Source organism: Micromonospora sp. NPDC001898 (assembly GCF_042891255.1).
Taxonomy (GTDB): Bacteria; Actinomycetota; Actinomycetes; order Mycobacteriales; family Micromonosporaceae; genus Micromonospora.
This window is the reverse complement of the sequence record NZ_JBIATC010000001.1, coordinates 625,494-646,276: the sequence shown is the minus strand read 5'-3', so window position 1 is coordinate 646,276 and position 20,783 is coordinate 625,494. Positions and strand designations below refer to the sequence as shown.

Annotated in this window: 21 protein-coding genes and 2 pseudogenes; 11 read left to right on the top strand and 12 right to left on the bottom strand. The window is 73.4% G+C overall.

The features are described from left to right. Positions 1–41 precede the first annotated feature (41 nt). From ACFYZF_RS03160 to ACFYZF_RS03150, 3 genes are all read left to right on the top strand, one after another. Entirely contained in the window at positions 42–371 is a 330-nt protein-coding gene (locus ACFYZF_RS03160; RefSeq protein ID WP_387015310.1) for a hypothetical protein, read from the top strand. 86 nt (positions 372–457) lie between these two features. Continuing rightward, positions 458–1,192: a class I SAM-dependent DNA methyltransferase gene (locus ACFYZF_RS03155; RefSeq protein WP_387015308.1), complete on the top strand. Its 735-nt coding sequence runs from the start codon at positions 458–460 to the stop codon at positions 1,190–1,192. 127 nt (positions 1,193–1,319) lie between these two features. Next, positions 1,320–1,682 carry a PH domain-containing protein gene (locus ACFYZF_RS03150; protein WP_387015306.1) on the top strand — a complete coding sequence of 121 codons (363 nt, stop codon included), beginning with the start codon at positions 1,320–1,322 and terminating at the stop codon, positions 1,680–1,682. Positions 1,683–2,347: 665 nt separating this feature from the next. On the opposite strand, the gene ACFYZF_RS03145 is transcribed toward ACFYZF_RS03150, so the two are convergent. Both ACFYZF_RS03145 and ACFYZF_RS03140 read right to left on the bottom strand, forming a co-directional pair. Then, positions 2,348–2,605: a hypothetical protein gene (locus ACFYZF_RS03145; RefSeq protein ID WP_387016035.1), complete on the bottom strand. Its 258-nt coding sequence runs from the start codon at positions 2,603–2,605 to the stop codon at positions 2,348–2,350. Then, positions 2,605–2,835 carry a DivIVA domain-containing protein gene (locus ACFYZF_RS03140; protein WP_387015303.1) on the bottom strand — a complete coding sequence of 77 codons (231 nt, stop codon included), beginning with the start codon at positions 2,833–2,835 and terminating at the stop codon, positions 2,605–2,607. The genes ACFYZF_RS03145 and ACFYZF_RS03140 overlap by 1 nt, the downstream gene beginning before the upstream one ends. A 266-nt stretch (positions 2,836–3,101) precedes the next feature. Here ACFYZF_RS03140 and ACFYZF_RS03135 point away from each other — a divergent pair, with 266 nt between their 5' ends. Next, positions 3,102–3,515 carry a GntR family transcriptional regulator gene (locus ACFYZF_RS03135; protein ID WP_387015301.1) on the top strand — a complete coding sequence of 138 codons (414 nt, stop codon included), beginning with the start codon at positions 3,102–3,104 and terminating at the stop codon, positions 3,513–3,515. A 33-nt stretch (positions 3,516–3,548) separates the two neighbouring features. Here ACFYZF_RS03135 and ACFYZF_RS03130 read toward each other — a convergent pair whose 3' ends face one another. Beyond that, entirely contained in the window at positions 3,549–4,148 is a 600-nt protein-coding gene (locus ACFYZF_RS03130) for a hypothetical protein (protein WP_387015298.1), read from the bottom strand. Between the two features lie 118 nt (positions 4,149–4,266). Between ACFYZF_RS03130 and ACFYZF_RS03125 the strand changes: the two genes are divergently transcribed. Then, positions 4,267–4,986: a vancomycin high temperature exclusion protein gene (locus tag ACFYZF_RS03125; RefSeq protein WP_387015296.1), complete on the top strand. Its 720-nt coding sequence runs from the start codon at positions 4,267–4,269 to the stop codon at positions 4,984–4,986. 194 nt (positions 4,987–5,180) lie between these two features. Here ACFYZF_RS03125 and ACFYZF_RS03120 read toward each other — a convergent pair whose 3' ends face one another. Both ACFYZF_RS03120 and ACFYZF_RS03115 read right to left on the bottom strand, forming a co-directional pair. Further along, positions 5,181–6,074 (bottom strand): alpha/beta hydrolase, encoded by an 894-nt coding sequence (locus tag ACFYZF_RS03120; RefSeq protein WP_387015294.1) that lies wholly within the window; start codon positions 6,072–6,074, stop codon positions 5,181–5,183. Positions 6,075–6,235: 161 nt separating this feature from the next. Further along, entirely contained in the window at positions 6,236–6,862 is a 627-nt protein-coding gene (locus ACFYZF_RS03115) for a histidine phosphatase family protein (protein WP_387015291.1), read from the bottom strand. A gap of 172 nt (positions 6,863–7,034) precedes the next feature. Between ACFYZF_RS03115 and ACFYZF_RS03110 the strand changes: the two genes are divergently transcribed. Beyond that, positions 7,035–7,466, top strand: a complete 432-nt coding sequence (locus ACFYZF_RS03110) for a DUF6234 family protein (RefSeq protein WP_387015288.1) — start codon at positions 7,035–7,037, stop codon at positions 7,464–7,466. 135 nt (positions 7,467–7,601) lie between these two features. Here ACFYZF_RS03110 and ychF read toward each other — a convergent pair whose 3' ends face one another. The 3 genes and pseudogenes from ychF to ACFYZF_RS03095 all read right to left on the bottom strand — a co-directional run. Next, positions 7,602–8,687 (bottom strand): redox-regulated ATPase YchF, encoded by a 1,086-nt coding sequence (ychF, locus tag ACFYZF_RS03105; protein ID WP_387015285.1) that lies wholly within the window; start codon positions 8,685–8,687, stop codon positions 7,602–7,604. 39 nt (positions 8,688–8,726) lie between these two features. Beyond that, positions 8,727–9,461 carry a Type 1 glutamine amidotransferase-like domain-containing protein gene (locus ACFYZF_RS03100; protein ID WP_387015282.1) on the bottom strand — a complete coding sequence of 245 codons (735 nt, stop codon included), beginning with the start codon at positions 9,459–9,461 and terminating at the stop codon, positions 8,727–8,729. Between the two features lie 195 nt (positions 9,462–9,656). Next, positions 9,657–10,067: pseudogene (locus tag ACFYZF_RS03095) on the bottom strand (hypothetical protein); the annotation flags it as partial. Between the two features lie 223 nt (positions 10,068–10,290). Here ACFYZF_RS03095 and ACFYZF_RS03090 point away from each other — a divergent pair. The 4 genes from ACFYZF_RS03090 to ACFYZF_RS03075 all read left to right on the top strand — a co-directional run bounded on the left by ACFYZF_RS03090 (position 10,291) and on the right by ACFYZF_RS03075 (position 16,323). Next, entirely contained in the window at positions 10,291–11,814 is a 1,524-nt protein-coding gene (locus tag ACFYZF_RS03090) for a DNA-3-methyladenine glycosylase 2 family protein (RefSeq protein WP_387015279.1), read from the top strand. Then, complete coding sequence (locus ACFYZF_RS03085; protein WP_387015276.1) at positions 11,811–12,323, top strand: methylated-DNA--[protein]-cysteine S-methyltransferase; 513 nt, start codon at positions 11,811–11,813, stop codon at positions 12,321–12,323. Before ACFYZF_RS03090 ends, ACFYZF_RS03085 begins: the two co-directional genes overlap by 4 nt. A gap of 116 nt (positions 12,324–12,439) precedes the next feature. Continuing rightward, on the top strand, positions 12,440–14,332 hold the full coding sequence (locus ACFYZF_RS03080) for an ABC transporter ATP-binding protein (protein ID WP_387015273.1): 1,893 nt from the start codon (positions 12,440–12,442) through the stop codon (positions 14,330–14,332). 158 nt (positions 14,333–14,490) lie between these two features. Beyond that, positions 14,491–16,323 carry an ABC transporter ATP-binding protein gene (locus ACFYZF_RS03075; protein ID WP_387016034.1) on the top strand — a complete coding sequence of 611 codons (1,833 nt, stop codon included), beginning with the start codon at positions 14,491–14,493 and terminating at the stop codon, positions 16,321–16,323. Between the two features lie 157 nt (positions 16,324–16,480). Here the strand turns inward: ACFYZF_RS03075 and ACFYZF_RS03070 are convergent, their stop codons facing one another. Then, positions 16,481–16,969 (bottom strand): VOC family protein, encoded by a 489-nt coding sequence (locus tag ACFYZF_RS03070; protein WP_387015270.1) that lies wholly within the window; start codon positions 16,967–16,969, stop codon positions 16,481–16,483. A 92-nt stretch (positions 16,970–17,061) separates the two neighbouring features. On the opposite strand from ACFYZF_RS03070, the pseudogene valS reads away from it, so the two are divergent. Next, positions 17,062–17,552: pseudogene (gene valS, locus ACFYZF_RS03065) on the top strand (valine--tRNA ligase); the annotation flags it as partial. A gap of 8 nt (positions 17,553–17,560) precedes the next feature. Here valS and ACFYZF_RS03060 read toward each other — a convergent pair. The 3 genes from ACFYZF_RS03060 to ACFYZF_RS03050 all read right to left on the bottom strand — a co-directional run bounded on the left by ACFYZF_RS03060 (position 17,561) and on the right by ACFYZF_RS03050 (position 20,777). Continuing rightward, positions 17,561–18,205 (bottom strand): hypothetical protein, encoded by a 645-nt coding sequence (locus ACFYZF_RS03060; protein WP_387015268.1) that lies wholly within the window; start codon positions 18,203–18,205, stop codon positions 17,561–17,563. 206 nt (positions 18,206–18,411) lie between these two features. Then, complete coding sequence (locus ACFYZF_RS03055; RefSeq protein ID WP_387015265.1) at positions 18,412–20,100, bottom strand: CotH kinase family protein; 1,689 nt, start codon at positions 20,098–20,100, stop codon at positions 18,412–18,414. After that, on the bottom strand, positions 20,100–20,777 hold the full coding sequence (locus ACFYZF_RS03050) for a DUF4956 domain-containing protein (RefSeq protein ID WP_387015262.1): 678 nt from the start codon (positions 20,775–20,777) through the stop codon (positions 20,100–20,102). Before ACFYZF_RS03050 ends, ACFYZF_RS03055 begins: the two co-directional genes overlap by 1 nt. Between the last annotated feature and the right edge of the window lie 6 nt (positions 20,778–20,783).

The following is a 20,783-nucleotide window of genomic DNA, read 5'->3' as shown; positions in this document are numbered from 1 at the left end:
AAAGGTTCAACCTGACGAATCGCATTTATTCGGGAGCTAATATGACTGCGCCGACCACCAGCACCAAGCACGTGACAGACCACGCCGACCGGCACCCGGGCCACGACGTCCACCACGCCGCCCGGCACGGCGACGAGACGAAGCCGTCGTGGAAGACCACCGAGCTGGCCGTCTACCTGCTGGCGGTCATCGGCGTGCTGATCGCCTCGCAGACCGTCGGTGACGGCGCGGCCAACAACGGCGCGGACTACTTCGCCGCCGACAAGGCCTGGTGGTACATCACCCTGCTGACCATCGGTTACCTGGTCAGCCGGGGCCTGGCGAAGTCCGGCAGCCGCACCCACGACAACGACCCGCGCACCAACCGGTAAGCACATTCGTCACGGAGCCCCGCCGACGCATCGACGATGCCCGGCGGGGCTCCGTCGCGTCCGCGCCCCGCCACTACCATTCCCGGATGCGGCACGGCGAGTTCCTCGATCCTCTGCTGGTGCCGGTCTACGACGCCGAGTGCACCTGGGGCCCCGACGACGACTTCTTCCTGTCGCTGGTGGGCGACACCCCGGCCGCCCGCGTGCTCGACCTGGGCTGCGGCACCGGCCGGCTCACCGTCGCCCTGGCCGCCGCCGGGCACACCGTCACCGGCGTGGACCCGGCCGGCCCCGCCCTCGCGGCGGCGCGGCGCAGGCCCGGCGCGGACCGGGTCACCTGGATCGAGGGGACGTCCGCCGGACTGCCCGCCGGGGCGTACGACGTGACCGTCATGACCAGCCACGTGGCGCAGGTGTTCGTGACCGACGAGGAGTGGAACCGTACCCTCGCCGATCTGGCGCGGGCGCTCGCGCCCGGCGGCCGGCTGGCGTTCGACTCTCGTGACCCGGCGGCGCGGCGGTGGGAGCGCTGGAACCGGACCGACTCGTCCCGGCCGGTCCGCCTGCCGGGCGGCCGGACGGTGCGGGCCTGGACGGAGGTGACCGGGGTACGCGACCGGACGGTCAGCTTCACCCACCACTACGTGTTCCCGGGCGGCGAGGAGCGGCTCAGCTCGGCGACCCTGCGTTTCCGCAGCGAGGCGGAGTTGCGCGGATCCCTGCGTGACGCCGGCTTCACCGTCGAGCGGGTCCACGGCGGCTGGGACGGGCAGGCCGTGGGCGAGGGCGACGGGGAACTGGTCGTCGTCGCCCGGACGTAGGCACGGCGGGGCCGACCGGGGTCGGATCGGTTGGCCGGGGCGGCGGGCACGGCGCAGAAGGCGGTGGAGGGCGGGGGCGACTGACAGCGGCGGGGCGGGCTGGCGCGACCTGCCTACCGTGGGACGCATGGCCAACGCGACGTACGACCGCAAGGAGCAGTTCCAGCAGATCCAGAGCGGACTCCTCGACGGTGAGCAGATCATCTCCGTCTACGACGCCGTGGGCACCGGTACCGGGTTCATCGGCCTCACCGACCGACGCGTGATCATCCAGGACCGGTCCTTCGTCGGCAAGCGGTACGCGATCACCAGCATCCCGTACTCGAAGATCACCAGCGTGAGCGTGGTGAGCAACAAGTCGTGGGGTGGGTCGTTCTTCTCCACCGGCGCGATCGCGATCCACGTCGGCACGCACACGTACGAGGTCGAGTTCCGGGGCGCGGAGAAGAGCCACCACGTGCACAACGTGATCCTGCACTACATCTCCTGACCCTCGCCGGGCGCAGAGCACGAGCGACCTGCCGGTGGCGGGGCTCGCCCGCAACCCGCTAAGCCTCGTCGTCGAGCCACAGTTCCCGGCATACGCGACACCTGCCGCCCCACTCATCCCGGTCCCAGTCGTGCTCGGTCCGAACCTGGGTCACCTCGTCACAGACCTCGCAGACCTGTGCGTAGTCGCAGGGCTCGGGAGAATGAAACCGTCGCTGGGGTGCGGGCAGATCAGCCACCAGCACGGAACGAGTCCGGTTGTGCTGGCGCCACCTCGACTCGTGCCCGCACCGGACGCAGTCGGCAATCCGCTCGCAGGGATCCGTCGCACTACGGGCCCGGCCGTACGTGTGTACCACCTCGGCGGAAAAGAACTGCCCGCAGTGCCGGCACCGCCGCTCGTGGCGGCACGGGTCGTCGGAGTCGGTGAACTCGGACGGGATGTGCAGCCTGAGCCGGCAGAGGGCCCGTCGAACCCTGCCCGTCCGCTGCGGAACTGGCATCGCGCGTCCTAACCTCGGAGGCGAAAAGGTGTCGATGACACTACGCCCCACCCATTGCATGACGACAGTGATGGTTATCTTCGGGTCGGCCCTGGCGCTGGCCGTGGCCGCGTTCGTCGTGGTCACCTGGCTAAGCGCTGCCGGCGCACCCGTTCGTCGAGGGTCAGCGGCTCGGCCGGCGGGTGCAGGGGCCGTCGTGGTCGGCCCGGAGCAGGCAGCGCCGACCGCCCGACAGGCGCAGGTCGCAGAAGACCCGATGCCGTACGCCCTGCTCGTCCTCGGCCGACACGGTGGTCTCCCCCGGGTCCGCCGAGGAGAGTACGCCCGCCCAGCGCGCCACCACGCGGGCGAGCCGCACCGCGCCGGCCAGGTCCGGGGCGAGCACCGGCAGGTGGATGACGAACCGCCCCCGGGCCGCCATCATTGCCGGCCCGCGTTGGGTCGGCGAGCCTGCTCGGCCCGCAGCCGCCGCAACTCGGAGCCGAGCCGCGCCGTCTCCAGCCGGGACGCCCGCAGCGCGTCGTAGTGGACGGCCAGCTCGGTGGCCAGCCGGTCCATGAACGCCTGCACCTCCCCCGGGTCCAGGCCACGTCGGCCGAACCGTGCCGACCGGAACCGCTGCGTCCGCACCTGCCAGGGCAGCAGCGACACCGATGTCGAGGAGCGCGGGCAGGGCGACGCCCCGCGCCTCCACGACGCCCACCCCGGCCCGCCGGACCACCTGAAGAAACCCCGCACCACCGACCACCCCTCCCCGCATCGGACCAGCGTCATTCGGTCGAACTCGGCGCACCTCAGCGTTTCCGCCCAGACACCCAATGCAACTGGAACCATAAGCGTAATGCCCTTAAGGCATTAAGGCCTTATAGCCACATAGCCACAAGCCACCCTGGCCACGAGGCCATCACGCTGATGCCATGACCATCGATCCGCGTTCTCACACGCCCGTCTACGTGCAGCTCGCCGACCTGCTGCGGGAGCGGATCGAATCCGGTGCCCTGCCGGCGGGTTCGGCCGTCGGCAGCGAAGCCCGGCTGACGCAGGAGTACGGCATCGGACGTGACGCCGTCCGCATGGCGATCTCGGTCCTTCGCTCCGAGGGACTCGTCACCACCAATCGCAGCAGGGGCAGCGTCGTCCGGGAGGCACCTGAGCGGCGGCGGGTGGAGTTGCCGCCGGGAGCTTCCGTGATCGCGCGGGTGCCCAGCGTGAACGAGCGCCGGGCCATGCAGCTCGACGAGGGCGTACCGGTCCTTGAGGTGCGCGGCCCGGATGGCGACGTGGAGGTCCTGCCCGGCGACGAGGTCGAGCTGACCCGCCCACCGTCCTGACCCGCCGGCGGCACCGCCGCCGCCACGGGTGGATCAGCGATCGCCCTCGTCGGAGCCCGAGGGCCGGTAGCGGTCGAACACGGACGGGTCGGCGAGCCACGCGGCGACCATCCGCTTGCCGTTGCGGTGGCGGAGGTAGTCCTCCGCGTCGATCCGGCTTCCCCCGTGCCGTTGGAGCACGGCGAGCACCTCCTCCGGCGGGACCGTAAAATCGTCCAGGTCCAACAGGGTGTAGACGCGTTGGCCGTTCTTCCTGGTGGCCCAGCGGCCCCCCAGCCGCGTCCCGGGGGCCAGCCGGATCTCCAGGGGCGGATGCGTCCATCCCTCCCCGACCTTGACGACGTTGATCGATTCGACCGATGCCCACGGCAGGACGGTGGTGGACCCCCTCGCCAGGACGGTCAGGCCGTCCGCGTCGACGTCGAGCCGGAACGGCCACAGCAGCGACACCCACGCCGCCCCGGCGAGCAGCACCATGAGGTACGCCAGGATCTCGTAGAACGAGACGGTGTCGGGCCAATGGTGGCCGGACTTGGACTCTCTCGCCTGCGCCGCCGCCCAGACCCCCACCCCGAACACACCCCATGTGAGGCAGGTGTTGCGTAGCCCGCCGGTCTTCCGCAGGAATCGCACGCCCTGATCCACCTCGTCATGGTGATGCTCTGCGGCAACCTGGCAGGCGCGGGCCGGCAGCGGCCGGACACGACCGGCGGGCAAGATCGGTTGTTGGCGGCCCTGGGATACTTGCCCCATGCGCGTTCGGCTCTCCACTCTGATCCGTCGGCTGCGCCCGGCCGGCGGCAGGCGTACGCGCTGGCTGCGCCGCGCCGTCGTCGCGGCCCTCGTCGGCGCGGTGCTCCTGACCGGTGGCACCGTGGCCAGCGTGCAGTGGATCCGCGGCGGTGCGGAGGGGCACATCTTCGCCGAGCAGGACGTCCCCGACGCGCCGGTCGCCCTGGTGCTGGGCACCAAGGTCCACCCCGACGGGACTCCCTCGCCGTTCCTCACCGCCCGCCTGGAGATCGCGCGGCGGCTGCTCGCCGCCGGCAAGGTACGCGCCGTCCTGCTCTCCGGCGACAACATGAACCCGGACTACGACGAGCCGACCGCGATGCGGCGCTGGCTGCTCGACCAGGGCGTGCCGGCGGAGCGGGTGGTGCTGGACTACGCCGGCTTCGACACGTACGACTCGTGCGCCCGCGCGAAGCGGATCTTCGGGGTGGAGCGGGCGACGGTGGTGACCCAGTCCTTCCACCTGCCCCGCGCCGTGGCGGTGTGCCGGCAGCTCGGCGTCGACGCCAGCGGCGTCGGCGACGAGACCGCCCGCGAGTACGACCGGACGTGGCGGATCAGCTCCACCCGCGAGTACGGCGCCTGCCTGAAGGCCGCCGTGGACCTGCTGTCGGGCCGCGACCCGGCCCACCTCGGCAGCCGGGAGACCGGCGTCGAGGACGCGCTGCGCCGCACCTGACCCGGTGGATCGAGCACGATCTTGCACTCCTGGACGATCGCCGGTGGCTCCCGGGAGACCGCCCGGCCCCGGCAGGCTCCTGAGCTGGTAGGTCTCCGCTCGTCGTCAGGGCAGCGGTCGGTTTCGGTTGGGGGCGATGGCGCTTGCCTGCCGCCGGAGACGTGGCCGTGCGTCTCCCGCACCTCGAAACACGCCTAACCGGCGGGCAGCAGGGCGTCGAGCCAGCTCAGCATCGTGGCGGCGTACTGCGGGCTGATGCTGTCGAGATCCTCGCCCTCGCCGAGGGTGGGAAAGTGCCCGCAGCCGTCGAGCCGGCAGACGGTGGGCGGGGTGGCGGCTCCGGCGGCGGCCCGCCGCCAGGCGGCGACGCTGGCGTCGATCGGGACCCACGCGTCAGTCGTACCGTAGAAGAGCAGCACCGGGCAGGTCACCCGGGCGAACACCGGAACCGGGTCGAAGTCCATGTCCCGCCAGGTGCCCGGCTCGTCGGGCAGTTCGCGCGGCAGGTAGACCAGCGGGAACCAGGGGCGTTCGGCGGCCCGGTCGATGGCCGCCTGCGCGGGCGCACGGTCGAGGTCGCCCCGCAGGTACGCCTCCATCGTGGCCCGCACCCGGCCCAGTTCGGTCAGGTCGACGTCGCCGTAGCCGTGCAGGCGGAGCTGCTCGGCGGTGCCGTAGCGCATCTGGGCGGCGGGGCTGACCCCGCTGGAGGAGACGAGCACGAGGAAGGCGACCAGGCCCGGACGGAGCGCGGCGGTCAGCGGCGCCGCCCAGGCGCCCTGGCTCAGCCCCCACAGCCCGACCGGCACGTCGCCGACCTGCCGACGCAGGACACCGACGGCCGCCGCCGCGTCGGCGGCCTGGTCGGCCAGGGGAACGTCGTGGCCGTCCAGCCGGGGCCGGCGGTCGAAGCGCAGCACCGCGATCCCCGCGCGGGGCAGCAGCCGGGCCAGATGCTCGTAGCAGAAGTACGACCGGTGCCCGGCCTCGGCGCCGTGCAGGACCACGATCCCGCCCCGGACCGGGCCGACCGGCAGGTCCAGCGTGGCCGCCAACCGCACCCCGCCACCGTCGAACTCAAGCTCCACGCAGACACCCAACCACACGCAGCCGCCCCCGCCGCCTGTCGCCCCCGCCGCTTTAGTCGCCCCTAGCGGAGACCTTGGACGGTTACCGTCGGCACGCGACGACAACTGTCCGACATCGCGACTCGGCAGGTGGGGTGGGGTGAGTGTCGCTGACTCGGGCGTCAGGAGACGTCGCTGAAGCGGCGCAGGGTCCACCGGGCCGGCGGCCAGCCGGTGGGGTCGTCGTCGGTGGTCCACTCAGTGATCGAGGCCGGGGCCACCGCCACGTCGAACGCCCGGAACATCGGCTGGGCGGCGAGGGCGTGGAAGGAGCCCTCGACCGTCTCGGTGTGCCCGACCAGCACGACGGTGCCGCCCCGGTGCCGGTGCGCGATGTCCATGATCGCGCGGCTGACCCTCACGATCAGCTCCGCCCAGGTCTCGTTGCCCTCCTCGAACGGCCGGAACACCCCACCGCCCGCCGTCGCGTGGTCGGTTTGGAACCGGGTAGTCGACAGCCCGTCGGCGTACGGCGGCGTGTGCCAGGCGCACAGCCCGCAGTCCGCCACCGGGCTGACGCCCAGCGCCGAGGCGATGGGCCAGGCGGTCTCGACCGCCCGGCGCAGCACGGAGGAGTAGACGGCCACGGGGCCGGAGACCGCGAGTTCGTCGGCGAGCCGCCCGGCCAGCCTGCCCGCCTGCTGGTGTCCCACCTCGGTCAGTCCCCGGCAGCCGTGCGGGCCGCCCACCACCCCCTCGACCTGGTGTACCGACTCACCGTGTCGGACGAAGAGCAGCCGAGTTCGCATCAGGTCATCATGCAGCGAGTTCGCTGACCTGTCGATCAACGAATGCGTATCGGTCGGAGTCGGACACCGGAAGCGGGCCGCGCCGGCGGCCCCGACGACGCCGAAGCCCCGGCTCGTCCGCTGAGTACGCCGACTCATGCCCTCGGGGGCGTTCCGGTCCAGGCTGGGCACCATGGCGTCCTCCACCCCCACCCCGACCGCGCGGCACAGCGGTCCCGTCGTCGGGCTCCTGACGCTGCTCTGGGTCGGGGGCCTGCTCGCGCTCATCTACCGGTGGTTCGCCATCGGCATGGAACGGTGGGGCACCTCGTCCTCCTCCCCGAGCAGCGAGATGGAGTACCTGGGCCGCCAGATGTCCCAGGCGGTGATGGCCGCGCTCCTGCTGGCGGCGACCGGGCCGGCGGTGATCGCCGCGGTGGCGTACGGGATGCGGCTGGCCCGCACCGCGATCGTCTTCCTGGTGCTGGCCGTCGTCCTCGGTGTCCCGGCGCTGACGCTGGCCGCGCACGCCTACCGCGACCTGAACCCGCCGCCCCCACCGCCGGCGCCGGTGCCCGGATGCCACGAACACAGCGGGGGCGACACCCGTTGCCCGGGCGGCTGAACCGCCGCCGGCCAGATCGGGTACGGCATCCGGCCGTCCGCACGGCGGCGGTGCCGGGCCACCTGGGCGCTGGGCCGGATGCCCGGCACGGCGCGAGGGCTCGGCCTGAAGATCAGACGGTGGACCGCGACCGGACTACACGTTGAAGCGGAACTCGACCACGTCGCCGTCCTGCATGACGTACTCCTTGCCCTCGATGCGGACCTTGCCGGCCGACTTCGCCGCCGCCATCGATCCGGCCGCGACCAGGTCGCCGAAGGAGACCACCTCCGCCTTGATGAAGCCGCGCTGGAAGTCGGAGTGGATGACCCCCGCGGCCTCCGGGGCGGTCGCCCCGACCGGGACGGTCCAGGCCCGCGACTCCTTCGGCCCCGCCGTCAGGTACGTCTGGAGCCCGAGCGTGCGGAAGCCGATCCGGACGAGCTGGTTGAGGCCGGGCTCGGCCTGACCGATCGACTCCAGCAGCTCGCGGGCCTCCTCCTCGGGCAGGTCCACCAGCTCGGACTCGATCTTGGCGTCCATGAAGACCGCCTCGGCCGGGGCGACCAGCGCACGCAGCTCGTCGAGGAACTCGGCGTTGGCCAGCTCGGCCTCGTCGACGTTGAAGACGTACAGGAAGGGCTTGGTGGTGAGCAGGTGCAGCTCGCGGAGGTGCTCCAGCTCGATCTTCGCGGCGGCGGCGCCCGCGTACAGCGTGGTGCCGCCGTCGAGGACCTGGACCGCCTGCTGCGCCGCGGCCACGGCGGCAGCCCGGTCCTTGCGGAGCTTGGCCTCCTTCTCTAGCCGGGGCAGCGCCTTCTCCAGGGTCTGGAGGTCGGCCAGGATCAGCTCGGTGTTGATCGTCTCGATGTCGTCGGCCGGGGAGACCTTGCCGTCGACGTGCACCACGTTCGGGTCGGAGAAGGCCCGCACCACCTGGCAGATCGCGGACGCGTCGCGGATGTTCGCCAGGAACGCGTTGCCCCGGCCCTGCCCCTTCGAGGCGCCCCGGACCAGGCCGGCGATGTCGACGAACGACACCGGCGCCGGCAGCACCTTCTGCGAGGAGAAGATCTCGGCCAGCTTGTTGAGCCGCTCGTCCGGCAGCCCGACGACGCCGACGTTGGGCTCGATCGTGGCGAACGGATAGTTCGCCGCGAGCACGTCGTTCTTGGTCAGCGCGTTGAACAGGGTGCTCTTGCCGACGTTGGGCAGGCCGACGATCCCGATGGTGAGGCTCACGGGCGGCCAGTCTACGCGGCCGGCACCGGCCGTCTGCGGTCAGCTCAGCAGACGCGGCTCGATCCGGGTCTCCCGGACCCCGCCGTCCCCCGACCGGGCGACCTCGTACGCCGCGACGCCCTCGCGGTCGGCGACCGCCTCGACCAGCCGGGTGCCCCGGTAGACCAGCCCGACCCCGTCGTCGGTGCAGTGGCTGGTCGGGAGCGTGCCGTCGGCGACCAGCGCGTGCATCAGCGGTCGCCGCTGGTCCTCGCTGTCGTAGTGCACCCCGTTGCCGTACGGCAGCCAGCCCAGGCCGTCGGTGAAGCCGCGCAGCCGGGGGCCGAAGCTGTCGGTGGCGCCGCCGAGGTGCCAGCAGATCGAGCCGGCGGAGACCCCGGCCAGCACCACCCCGGCCTGCCAGCACTCGTGCAGGATCTCGTCGAGGCCGTGCACCCGCCACACCGCGCACAGGTTGGCCACGCTGCCGCCGCCGACCCAGATCACGTCCTGGGCGAGCAGGTGGGCCCGGACGTCGTCGACGTTCGGCATGGGGAACAGCGCCAGGTGCGACGCCCGGAACCGGGTGCCGGCGAACGCCGCGTGAACGGCGGCGATCGAGGCGTCCCGGTCGCCGACGGCCTGGCCGAGGTAGCACAGTCGCGGCTCGGGGCCGGCCTGGGCCAGCTCGGCGGCCAGCTCGAACACCGGCCCGGGGCGCAGGTCGTTCGGGCCGCGACGGCGGCTGAAGAAGCCCATGCTGGTGGCGACGATGGTCGGCTCGCTGGCGGGCACGGCGGTCCTCTCCTCAGGGTTCTACCCCGGCATTGTGCCCCACCTCGCACCGGGTCAGCCGGCCAGCAGGCGTCGCTCCCCGGCACCCGGCCCGACGGCTCCCCGCCCGGACCCGGCCGAGCCGGGTGCGGTCCCGGGCCGCTCCCCGGTGGGCAGCTCACGGCCGGTGGCCCCGGACAGCTCGTGGGTCGTGAACTCACCACGGGCCGTCGGCGGCAGCTCGCGGGCCGCCGACGCCGGCAGCGTGAACCGGTACGCGGCGGACGGGCCGGCCGCCGCGGACTCGCCGAGCATCCAACGCACCTCGTCGACCGTCCAGCCCAGCCCGGAGCGGCCGGCGATCTCCCGGACCAGGCGCAGCCCCACCCGCGTGTCGTCGTCGTAGAAGCGCATGCACCAGTGGTGCGCCCACATGCCGAGTGCGCGCAGGCCAGCGGCGTCGAGCGACGCGGCGAGCCGGCCGCAGGCCGTGTCCCGGAACGCCCGCCCCGGGTCACCGGCCCGGTCCCGCTCGATCGCGCCGTACGCCGCCGGGGCGACCGCCCGCATCCGGTCGTAGAAGCCCTGAACCACCGTGCGGTCGAGCCTCGCCCGCCCCGACCGCATCAGCGGACACCTCGCCCGGCCACGCTCGCCATCGCCGCACCCTTCTTGAGTTGGTGGCGGAGACCGTACCGGCGCCTACCGACACTTTCGGCCCGGATATCCGTTCCCGGGCCGGGACGGGCCGGCCGAGGTGGAGCGATGTCGCGAGGGCTCCTGCCCACCCGCACGGCCAGGTCCGATTTCCGCGAGCCGGAGGGTCGGCCGGCGGGGCAGTATCGGTGTCGTGGAATTGGACTTCGAGCGGTGCTACCGGGCGGTCGACAGCCGTGACCAGCGATTCGACGGCTGGTTCTACACGGGCGTGACGTCGACCGGGATCTACTGCCGGCCGTCCTGCCCGGCGATGACGCCCAAGCGGCACAACGTCCGGTTCTTCCCGTCGGCCGCCGCCGCGCAGGGAGCCGGGCTGCGGGCCTGCCGCCGCTGCCGGCCGGACGCCGCCCCGGGCTCGCCCCAGTGGGACGTCCGGGCGGACGTGGTGGGGCGGGCCATGCGGCTGATCGCCGACGGGGTGGTCGACCGGGACGGCGTGCCGGGGCTGGCCACCCGGCTCGGCTACACCGCACGTCACCTGCACCGGATGCTGCGCGCCGAGTTGGGCGCCGGGCCCCTGGCGCTCGCCCGGGCGCAGCGTGCGCAGACCGCCCGGATCCTGATCGAGACGACCGACCTCGGGATGGCCGAGGTCGCGTTCGCGGCCGGGTTCGGCAGCGTCCGGCAGTTCAACGACACGGTCCGCGAGGTCTATGCCGCCGCCCCGTCGGAGCTGCGCGACGCCCGGGGACGGGCACCGGTGGCCGGAGGGCCGGGCACGATCGCGCTGCGGTTGGCGTACCGGCCGCCGTTGCACGCGGCGGCGCTGCTGGACTTCCTCGCGCTGCGGGCCCTGCCCGGGGTGGAGGAGGTGCGCGACGGGACGTACCGCCGGGGGTTGCGGCTGCCGCACGGCGGCGCGGAGGTGGCGCTGACCCCGGTGGCCGGGCACGTGGCGGCCACGCTGCGGCTGGCCGACATGCGCGACCTGGCCCCGGCGGTGGCCCGCTGCCGCCGGCTGCTCGACCTCGACGCCGACCCGGCCGCCGTGGACGGCACACTCGCCGCCGACCCCGCCCTCGCCCCGCTGGTGGCGGCGGAGCCCGGGATCCGCGTCCCGCGCGCCGTCGACGGCTTCGAGATGCTCGTCCGCGCGATCGTCGGCCAACAGGTCTCGGTCACCTCAGCCCGAACCACCCTCACCCGGCTCCTCCTCCCCACCCCGGCCCCCCTGTCGGTTGATCAAGAGGTTCATGTCGCCGAACCCGCTCCTCCGGGACACGAACTTCTTGATCAACGCGGGGAGCCGGGTGGGGCGGCCGGTTGGGTGGGGTGGGGACGGGGGTTTCCTACGGCGGAGGAGGTGTTGGGGATCGCCGACGGCGGGTTCCGGATGCCGGTGGGGCGGCGGGAGACTATCCGGGCGGCGGCGCGGGCCGTCGTCGACGGGGAGTTGGACCTCGACCCCGGCGGGGACCGGGAGGAGACCGTTCGGCGGCTGCTCGCCGTCCCCGGGATCGGCGCGTGGACGGCCGGCTACGTGGCCATGCGCGCCCTCGGTGACCCCGACGTTCAGCTCCACACCGACCTGGCCGTGCGGCGCGGCGCCGCCGCGCTCGGCCTCCCCGACGACCCGAAGACCCTCGACGCGTACGCGGCACGCTGGCGCCCCTGGCGCTCGTACGCGGTGATCAGACTATGGAGAGCAGCATGAACATCACCCTCGACGGCACGGTCACGGACACCCCCGCCGGCCCGCTGAGCATCCTGACCGGCCCCGACGGCGCGGTCCGGGCCGCCGGTTTCACCCCCGAACCGGAGACGTTGCTACCGCTGGTGCACTCCGGCCTGCGGGGGCCGGTCCGGCGGCGGACGGAGCTCGGCCCGGTCACCGCGGCGGTCGCCGCCTACCTGGACGGGGAGCTGACCGCGATCGACACGGTGCCGGTGGAGCAGCACACCGGCGGCGCGTTCATGGCGCACGCGTGGCGGGTGCTGCGCGAGGTCGGTCCCGGCCGGCCGGTCACCTACACCGGGTACGCCGGGCTGGCCGGCCGGCCGGCGGCGGTCCGTGCCGCGGCGGCTGCCTGCGCGCGCAACGCCGCCGCCCTGTTCGTCCCGTGTCACCGGGTGCTGCGCACCGACGGCGGCCTCGGCGGCTACCGCTGGGGGCTGGACGTGAAGCGGTGGCTGCTCGCCCACGAGGCAGCCGCCGGACGCTGAGCGCACCGGGCGCGACCGAACCGGCCTGGGCCGAGGGCGGGCAGGGTTCAGACGTGCCGAAGGACGTGCTGAAAACTGACAGCGGCGACAGTCCCGTTTGACGCTACCGTCGGGAAGTGCCTGCCGAGAGCGACGGCGACCCCGCCCAACCGGCCGACCGCGCTCGCCCGCTGCGCAACCTCTGGCGGTTCCGCCCCTACCTGCGCCCGTACGCCGTCCAGTTCTACTGGTTGCTGGCGGCGGCCCTGGCCGGCACCGGCGCGAGCCTCGCCGTGCCGCTCGTGGTGCAGCGGGTGGTCGACGGCCCGATCGCCCGGCACGACCCGGGCGGCCTGGTCCGGCTCGGCGGCCTGGCCCTGCTGCTCGGCCTGGCCGAGGCGCTGCTGATCTTCATCCGCCGGTGGACGCAGTCCTCGTCGTCGGTGGGCATGGAGGCGGCGATCCGCGCCGACGTCTACGCCCACCTGCAACGACTGCCGCCCGGCTTCCACGACCGGTGGCAGACCGGGCAGTTGCTCTCGCGGGTCACCAGCGACCTGTCGGTGATCCGCCGGTTCCTCTCCTTCGGCCTGCTGTTCCTGGTGCTCAACCTGGTGACGTACGCCGCCGTGGTGGTGCTGCTGATCCGGCTGCATCCCGCGCTCGGGGCGCTGGTCGCGGCCAGCGCCGTGCCGCTGTTCCTGATCAGCCGCAGGTTCGGGCGGCACTACCACGACACGTCGCGCCGGATGCAGGACCAGCAGGGTGACGTGGCCACGCTGGTCGAGGAGACCGCGCAGGGGCTACGCACCATGAAGGCGTACGGCCGGGGGCCCGAGCTGGCCAGCCGGTTCGCGGCCGGCGCCCGGGCGCTGCACGACACCGGGGTCGCCAAGGGGCGGCTGCTGGCCCGTACCTCCGCGCTGTTCGACCTGGTGCCGAACCTGACCCTCGGCGTGGTGCTGGTCGCCGGGGCGATGGCCGCCGCCCGGGGCGCGCTCACCATCGGCGAGCTGGTCGCCTTCGTCAGCCTGCAACTGATGCTGATCTGGCCGGTGCAGTCGCTCGGCTGGATCATCGCCAACGGCCAGGAAGCGGCGACCGCCGCCGACCGCATCCAGGAGGTCCTGGACACCCGGCCGTCCATCGTGGACGCGCCGGACGCGGTCGCCCTGGCCCGGCCGGCGGTCCACGGCCGGCTGGTCTTCGACCGGGTGTCGTTCCGCTACCCGGGCACCCCCGCGCCGGTGCTGCGGGAGATCGACCTGACCGTCGAACCGGGCGAGACCCTGGCCCTGGTCGGCGCGACCGGCACCGGCAAGAGCACCCTGCTCTCCCTGGTCCCCCGGCTGCACGAGGTGACCGGCGGGCGGATCACCCTGGACGGCCACGACCTGCGCGAGCTGCGGCTGGCCTCGCTGCGCCGGCTCGTCGGGGTGGCCTTCGAGGAGCCGACGCTGTTCTCCATGTCGGTGTGGGAGAACCTCACCCTCGGCCGCCCGGACGCCGACGAGGACGACGTCCGGGCGGCGCTCGCGCTGGCCCAGGCCGACTTCGTGCACGAGCTGCCGTGGGGGTTGGCCACCCGGGTCGGTGAGCAAGGGCTCACCCTCTCCGGCGGGCAGCGGCAGCGGCTGGCGCTGGCCCGGGCGGTGCTCGGCCGGCCCGCGCTGCTGGTGCTCGACGACCCGCTGTCCGCCCTCGACGTGCACACCGAGGCACTGGTGGAGACCGCGCTGCGGCGGGTGCTGCGGGACACCACCGCGCTGCTCGTGGTGCACCGGCCGTCGACCGTGGCGCTGGCCGACCGGGTCGCGCTGCTGGAGCGGGGCCGGATCACGGCGATCGGCACCCACTCGCGACTGCTGGCCGAGGTGCCGGCGTACCGGGCGGTCCTCTCCGCCGCCCCGACCAATCCCTCCGATGCCGCGACCGCCCCGACCGCGCCCTGCGCCGGCCCGGCGGTGTCGGCTGCGGGCCCGGCCGGGCCGGCAGCCGGACCGGACGAGCGAGGGCTGGTGCTGTCGTGACCGCCGCCGACCCCACGGTCCGCCACGCCGGGGACGATCCCGCCGACGGGCCGGGCGGCCCGCCGGGCGCGACCGGCCGACGCGGCCGACGCGGCCGGGGCGCGGCGGGCCGGCAAACACGGGGCGCGGCGGACCGGCCGGCGCGGACCGCGCCGGACCTGGACCGGTGGCGAGGGCGGGCCACCGACCCGGAGGCCGACCGCAGCCGGGCGGAGGAGGCAACGCCGGAGGCGCTCGCCCGGCTACGCGTCCGCAGCCGGGCGCTGCTGCGGGGCCTGCTGCGCCCACACCGACGCCGGCTCGGGGCGGCCGTCGGGCTGCTGCTGGCGCAGAACGCCGCCGCCATGGCCGGGCCGTACCTGGTGATGCTCGGCATCGACCGGGCGATCGTTCCGCTGCGGTCCGGGGACAACGGGCCACTCGTCGCGATCGCCGGGGCCTTCGCCGCCGCCGCGCTGGCCGAGTACGCGGCCCGGCGCGGCTTCCTCGCCCTCTCCGCCCGGATCGGCCAGGCCGTCCTGCTGGAGCTGCGGCAGCGGGTGTACGGCCACTTCCTGCGGTTGTCCGTCGGCTTCCACGAGCGCTACACCTCGGGCCGGATGATCTCCCGGCTGACGAGCGACCTGGACTCCATCGCCGAACTGGTCAACGGCGGCGCGGACAGCCTCGTCCTCGCCGCCCTGTCCATCCTCTCCGTGGCCGGCATCCTGCTCTGGCTGGACCCGCCGCTGGCCGCGGTGACCCTGCTGGCGTTCCCGTTCCTGTTCTGGCTGTCCCGCTGGTTCGCCCGCGCGTCGGCCGGGGCGTACCGGCGGACCCGGGAGGCGGTGGCGCTGCTGATCGTCCACTTCGTGGAGTCCCTGCGCGGCATCCGCGCGGTGCAGGCGTACCGGCGGGAGCCACGCAACCAGCGGATCTTCGCCGCCGTCAACGACGACTACCGGCGGACCAGCCTGCACGCGTTCCGGCTGATCGCCACGTACTCGCCGGGGATCAAGGTCATCGGCAACGTGACCGTGGCGGTGGTGCTCGGCTACGGCGGGGCCCGGGTGCTCGGCGGCGGGATGGAGGTGGGGGTGCTCGCCGCGTTCCTGCTGTACCTGCGCCGGTTCTTCGAGCCGATGCAGGAGCTCAGCCAGTTCTACAACTCGCTCCAGTCGGCGACGGCGGCGCTGGAGAAGCTGGCCGGGGTGCTCGACGAGCGGCCGGCGGTGGCCGAGCCGGCCCGCCCGACGCCGCTGCCCGACGGCCCGGGGCGGGGGGCGGTGGAGTTCCGGTCGGTCTCGTTCGGGTACCGGGCCGACGCGCCGATCCTGACCGGCCTGGACCTGACGGTGCCGGCCGGACAGACCATCGCGATGGTCGGCCCGACGGGCGCGGGCAAGTCGACGGTCGCCAAGCTGTTGGCCCGCTTCCACGACCCGGACGCCGGCACGGTCCACCTGGACGGGGTCGACCTGCGGGACCTGGCCGACGCCGAGCTGCGCCGGGCGGTCGTGCTGGTCACCCAGGAGAACCACCTGTTCAGCGGCTCCGTGGCGGAGAACATCCGGTTCGGCCGGCCGGGCGCGGACGACGCGGCGGTGCGGGCCGCGGCCCGGGCGATCGGCGCGCACGATTTCATCACCGCCCTGCCCGACGGGTACGACACGCAGGTGCGCCGTCGCGGCGGCCGGCTCTCGGCCGGGCAACGCCAGCTCGTGGCGTTCGCCCGGGCGTTCCTCGCCGACCCCCGGGTGCTGGTCCTGGACGAGGCGACGTCGTCGCTCGACGTGCCCACGGAGCGGTTGGTGCAGCGGGCGCTCGCCACCGTGCTGCGGGACCGGACGGCGCTGGTGATCGCGCACCGGCTGTCCACCGTGGAGACCGCAGACCGGGTGCTGGTCCTCGACGGCGGCCGGATCGTGGAGGACGGCCCGCCGGACCGGCTGGCCGGCGCCGACGGCCGGTACGCGGCGCTGCACCGACAGTGGCGCGACTCCCTGGTCTGACGGCACGGCGACGGGCCGCTGAGCGGCCGGGCCGGGTGAGGGAGGCGTCGACGGGGTGCCCGTCAGGGCGGGCCGGGGCCTGTCACACGCTCCCGCCCGGCCGCTGCCCCCCCGTCGACGGTGGGTGAGCGGGGGCGGCGGCAAGGCCCCTGGGCCGCTAGCTGGCGAATCCGCCCTTGGGCTGGATGATCTCCAGGTTCGTGCCGTCCGGGTCGTTGAAGTAGGCGACCCTGGTGCCGAGCGCCTCGTCGGGGGTGACCTCGCCCGCGGTGAATGTGTAGTCGTCGCCGAGGAAGTCGTAGCCGGCCTCCTCCATCCGCTGGTACACGGCGTCGAAGTCGTCGACCCTGAAGCACAGATGCATGGAGCCGGGGCGGTTCGCCTTGCCGTTCGTGCGTTCACCGACCGGTTCCTGGAACTGGATGAGGTCGATGCCGAGGCCGTCCAGGTTGATCGTGGCGTACCGCAGCTTCGCGGCAGACAGCCCCTGCGCCGTGCCGAACGGCACACTGCTCATGGTCCCCTCCGCGACGGGCTCCCGCCCGGTGAGAGCCGTGTAGAACGCGATCGAGGCGTCCAGGTCCGAGACCGAGATCCCGACATGGGCGGCCCGGGTGAGGTTCATCGGAGTGGCGGAAACGGTCATGACGCAGCCCTTCTCCGTGCGCCCTGCCACCCCGGCGAAACGCTCGCGCGCGCAGGGCTCCATGAGGTACCGGACGAGACGATTCGGCGGTCGGGCGGCGGAGCGCGCACCTCGCCGACGGTCCGCCCGACCCGGGGCGGGAGCTGCGCCGGGTACCGGAGGACATGAAGCACCGCTACGGCCACTGGGTGGGCGGCCTGACCGATGACTGGCTGGTCAGGCCGCAGCGCTTCCTCGGCGTGCCGGGCCGGTGTGGTGCCGGCTCGACGACACTGGCGAGCCGGACCTTTCCCACCCTCTCACACCCGACCAGTCGGCGCTGCCAGTCGACCCGACCAGCACGCCGCCGCCCGGGTACGACGAGTCCCGGCGTGGCCGGCCCGGGGGTTTCGTCGGCGACCCGGACGTGCTGGCCACCTGGGCCACCTCGTCACTGACCCCGTAGATCGTGGGCGGCTTCGCCACGATCGTCCGTTCGCACCTGGAACTCGGCGTGCTGCCCCGGCGGGACCCGGTGTTCTCCGGCTGGATCCTCGACCTGAACCGGAAGAAGATGGCCGACTCCACGGGGAACGTGGTCACCGCCCGGCATCACCAGCCGCGCAGCATGCGGACGCCGAGCAGGGCGGCGACCACGGCCGGCCCGACCAGCAGGGTGACCGCCTGGAGCCGGTACGGCATCCGGTGCCGGGCCAGCTCGACGGCGTTTCCGCAGACCACCACCCCGGCGAGCAGCACGTACCCGCCCCACCAGTGGGTCTGCCCCGGGTCCACCAGCCGGGCGCGGATGAGGAACAGGGTCACCCCGACCAGGGCGCCGGCCAGGGCGAGCAGGGCGACCGTCCGGTGCAGCCCCCGGGCCAGCGGGTCGGCGGACCGCCACAGGTAGGTGCCGGCGACCGCCAGGCAGGGCAGCGTGACCAGGGCCGGCCAGCCCCGGCCGGTCGTGCCGGTCATCAGCAGCGCCCCGACCGTGAAGATCAGTAGGCCGACGCAGGCCACGACGTACCCGACGAACGCCCGCCCGCCGCCGCGGGCCAGCAACACCCCGCCGCCCGCGGCGGTCAGCGCCCCGGGGACCAGGACGAAGCCGGCCCACCAGTGGTAGTCGCCGATCGACTGGGCCACCGTGGTGGCCGCCGCCGCGGCCGTCCCGGCGATCGCCAGGCTGGCCCCCCAGTGCCGGGCACTCTTCGGGTACCGCCGGGGCGTCGCCCGGCCTGTGTCCGCCACCATGGCCCCCAGCCTGCCGTAGCGGGCCCGGCCGGGTCCATCCGGCCAGCCCTACCATTCCGCGACCAGTCCTATCATTCCGACCGCCCCGGGGAAGGCCGACGGACGGGGGCGGGGCCGCCCGGGTACGGAGGGCCGCCGCCGGGGGCGGCCCGGACCCGACGGCGGCGGGTCCGGCGTGCTGCCCGCCGGACCCCGCCCCGTCGGGTTCAGCCGCCGGTGATCACCTCGTTGTCCCGGAGGCTCTCCGTCCGCTGCTTCACGAGGGTGCGCAGCCGGTCCGCGTCGACGTCCACGGCCGTCGCGTCGGCCCCGTCCACCGTCTTGAGGACCGTGGTGATCGCGTCGAGCGACCCGGTGGCCCGCCCGCCGGCGTACACCTGCTGGTAGAGCGCGCGGTACGCGTCCTCGTAGACGCCCTTGAAGGCGTCGCTGGCCAGGAAGCGCTCCTTGAGCTTGTGGCCCGACATCATGCCGCCGGGCCGGCCCCGCTCGGCGTCTCCGCCCTCCCGCCCCGCGTCCGCCCCGCCCGGCGGCTGCGCGCCACCGGGGAGCCCCGCCCCACCGGGCGGCTCCACCCCCTCAGGAGCCTCCACCCCCTCAGGAGCCTGCGCGCCCTCGGGCATCCGCATCCCGCCCGGCATGCCGCGGCCGCCGCTGTCGTGCGGCCCCTGGGCGGCGTCGCCGCTGAAGGTGAGGTTGTGGTCCCAACTGATCACGCTGAACTTCTTCGTCTCCAGGTCGTACCAGAGGTAGTAGTTCTTCCCCGGTCCGGACATGTCGTCGAAGTTGAGCAGCAGGTTCTGGAGGGCGACATAGCGGGCGAACGACTCCACGTCGACCCGGTCGGCGAGCTGCGCGTCGAACTCCTCGTCGCTCGCCGAGTTCACCCATTTGATCAGGTTGATCACGGGTTGCAGGTCCTGACTGCCCTGCATGGTGATCTGCTTGAAGTCGTCCTGGTAGTCGGTCTGGTCGTCACCCTGATCGGTGAAGCTGCTGCTGGCCAGGGACTTGTAGAGCACCCCGGTGCCGTCCAACTGGTCGGCGAAGTGCTCGTCGGGGTGCTCGACCAGCAGCCGGGCCGTGGTCGGCCGGCCGTTCACCGTGAACGAGGAGTACGCGTACCGCTGGGCCGCCTCGCCGACGCCGGCGAGCAGGGACAGCGACAGCGCCTCGTTCAGCACGGTGGAGCCGCCGCCCATGCCGGAAACCCGGACGGCCACCTCGCGGTGCCCCTGGTACCGGCGGCCGTCGACGAACTCGTCGAAGCTGATCAGCCAGGGCAACGTCTCCGGCTCCTCGGCCTTCAGGGAGGTCCGGGCCATCCCCCCGCCGGGAAACCCACCCCGAGCCGGCTGCTGACCCTGACCCTGGCCCTGCTGACCCTGCGGCTGGCCGGCGCCCGGGGCGGGGCGTCCACCGCCGGGGGCGGCGCCCCCACCGGGGACGTCGCCGCCGCCCTGTCGCGGCTTGCTCTCGCCCTTCCAGGTCAGCGCGCTCAGCGTCGAGTTGCCCTTGAGCCGGATGCCGACGCTGGGGACCGTGGTGCCGTCGACGGTCAGGTCCGCCTCGACGTACTCCTTCTCCCCCTCCTTCCAGTAGGTGTCGAGCATCCGCTCGTAGTCGACGTCCCGGAAGGTGAGCCGGATCGAGTGGGCGACGGTCGCGTCGAAGAGGTCCGTCGCGCCGGCGATGTCCACGGTCACCGCGTCCGCCCCGGTGTCGCTGGCGCTGGTGACGTACGGACGGATCCGCGCCGTGCCCAGCACCAGGGTCAGGACGGCGACGAACGCCACGCAGGTGGTCAGCAGCTTCCAGTTCTGCCGCACCCGCACCGGTAGGCGTCGCCGCAGGGCGCGGGGCAGCAGGGACCGGGTGCGCAGCGGCTCGGACATCACAGGTCCGTCTGGTCGTAGCCGGTCAGCACCGTCACCCGCTGGCCGGAGGTCCGCTCGCCGAGCGCCGAGATCAGTTCGCCCGGCTCGCTGCCCTTCTTGAGCCGGACCGTGTACATCAGCTCGGTGAGCGCGCCGGCCCGGATCGTCTCCAGGCTGACCAACTCGAACTCCGTGGTGTAGCGGACCAGCACGTCCTGAATGGCGGCGGTGTGGTCCCCGCCGGCCGGGACCTGGACCTTGACCACCTGACGCTGCACGTTCAGGGCGAACCAGTTGAACCGGTACATCACCACGATGATCAGGCTGATCGCGACGGCGGCGACGACGGCCAGGGTGTAGAACCGGGTGCCGCAGGCCATCCCGACGCCCATCACCAGGAAGATGAACCCGACGTCCCGGGTCTCCTTGATCGCGTTGCGGAACCGCACCACCGACAGCGCCCCGACCAGGGCGAACGCCCGCGCGATGTTGGAGCCCACCACCAGCATGATCAGTGAGATCAGCATGCCGAGGATGATCAACGTCTGCACGTACGACTGGCTGTACGACACGTTGCGGTGGGTGGCCCGGTAGACCCAGCCGATCATGGCGCTCAACAGGAAGGACAGCGACAACACGAGGGCGATGTCGCCGACGCTGAACGTGCCGGACAGGTCCTGGAAGGTGATGTCCATCGGTGC

What these genes read in the sequence shown, in the direction of transcription:
- ACFYZF_RS03160 (WP_387015310.1), top strand. Translation starts at nt 42, where the DNA reads ATGACTGCGCCGACCACCAGCACCAAGCACGTGACAGACCACGCCGAC.
- ACFYZF_RS03155 (WP_387015308.1), top strand. Translation starts at nt 458, where the DNA reads ATGCGGCACGGCGAGTTCCTCGATCCTCTGCTGGTGCCGGTCTACGAC.
- ACFYZF_RS03150 (WP_387015306.1), top strand. Translation starts at nt 1,320, where the DNA reads ATGGCCAACGCGACGTACGACCGCAAGGAGCAGTTCCAGCAGATCCAG.
- ACFYZF_RS03145 (WP_387016035.1), bottom strand. Translation starts at nt 2,605, where the DNA reads ATGGCGGCCCGGGGGCGGTTCGTCATCCACCTGCCGGTGCTCGCCCCG.
- ACFYZF_RS03135 (WP_387015301.1), top strand. Translation starts at nt 3,102, where the DNA reads ATGACCATCGATCCGCGTTCTCACACGCCCGTCTACGTGCAGCTCGCC.
- ACFYZF_RS03125 (WP_387015296.1), top strand. Translation starts at nt 4,267, where the DNA reads ATGCGCGTTCGGCTCTCCACTCTGATCCGTCGGCTGCGCCCGGCCGGC.
- ACFYZF_RS03115 (WP_387015291.1), bottom strand. Translation starts at nt 6,862, where the DNA reads ATGCGAACTCGGCTGCTCTTCGTCCGACACGGTGAGTCGGTACACCAG.
- ACFYZF_RS03110 (WP_387015288.1), top strand. Translation starts at nt 7,035, where the DNA reads ATGGCGTCCTCCACCCCCACCCCGACCGCGCGGCACAGCGGTCCCGTC.
- ACFYZF_RS03085 (WP_387015276.1), top strand. Translation starts at nt 11,811, where the DNA reads ATGAACATCACCCTCGACGGCACGGTCACGGACACCCCCGCCGGCCCG.
- ACFYZF_RS03070 (WP_387015270.1), bottom strand. Translation starts at nt 16,969, where the DNA reads ATGACCGTTTCCGCCACTCCGATGAACCTCACCCGGGCCGCCCATGTC.
- ACFYZF_RS03060 (WP_387015268.1), bottom strand. Translation starts at nt 18,205, where the DNA reads ATGGTGGCGGACACAGGCCGGGCGACGCCCCGGCGGTACCCGAAGAGT.
- ACFYZF_RS03055 (WP_387015265.1), bottom strand. Translation starts at nt 20,100, where the DNA reads ATGTCCGAGCCGCTGCGCACCCGGTCCCTGCTGCCCCGCGCCCTGCGG.
- ACFYZF_RS03050 (WP_387015262.1), bottom strand. Translation starts at nt 20,777, where the DNA reads ATGGACATCACCTTCCAGGACCTGTCCGGCACGTTCAGCGTCGGCGAC.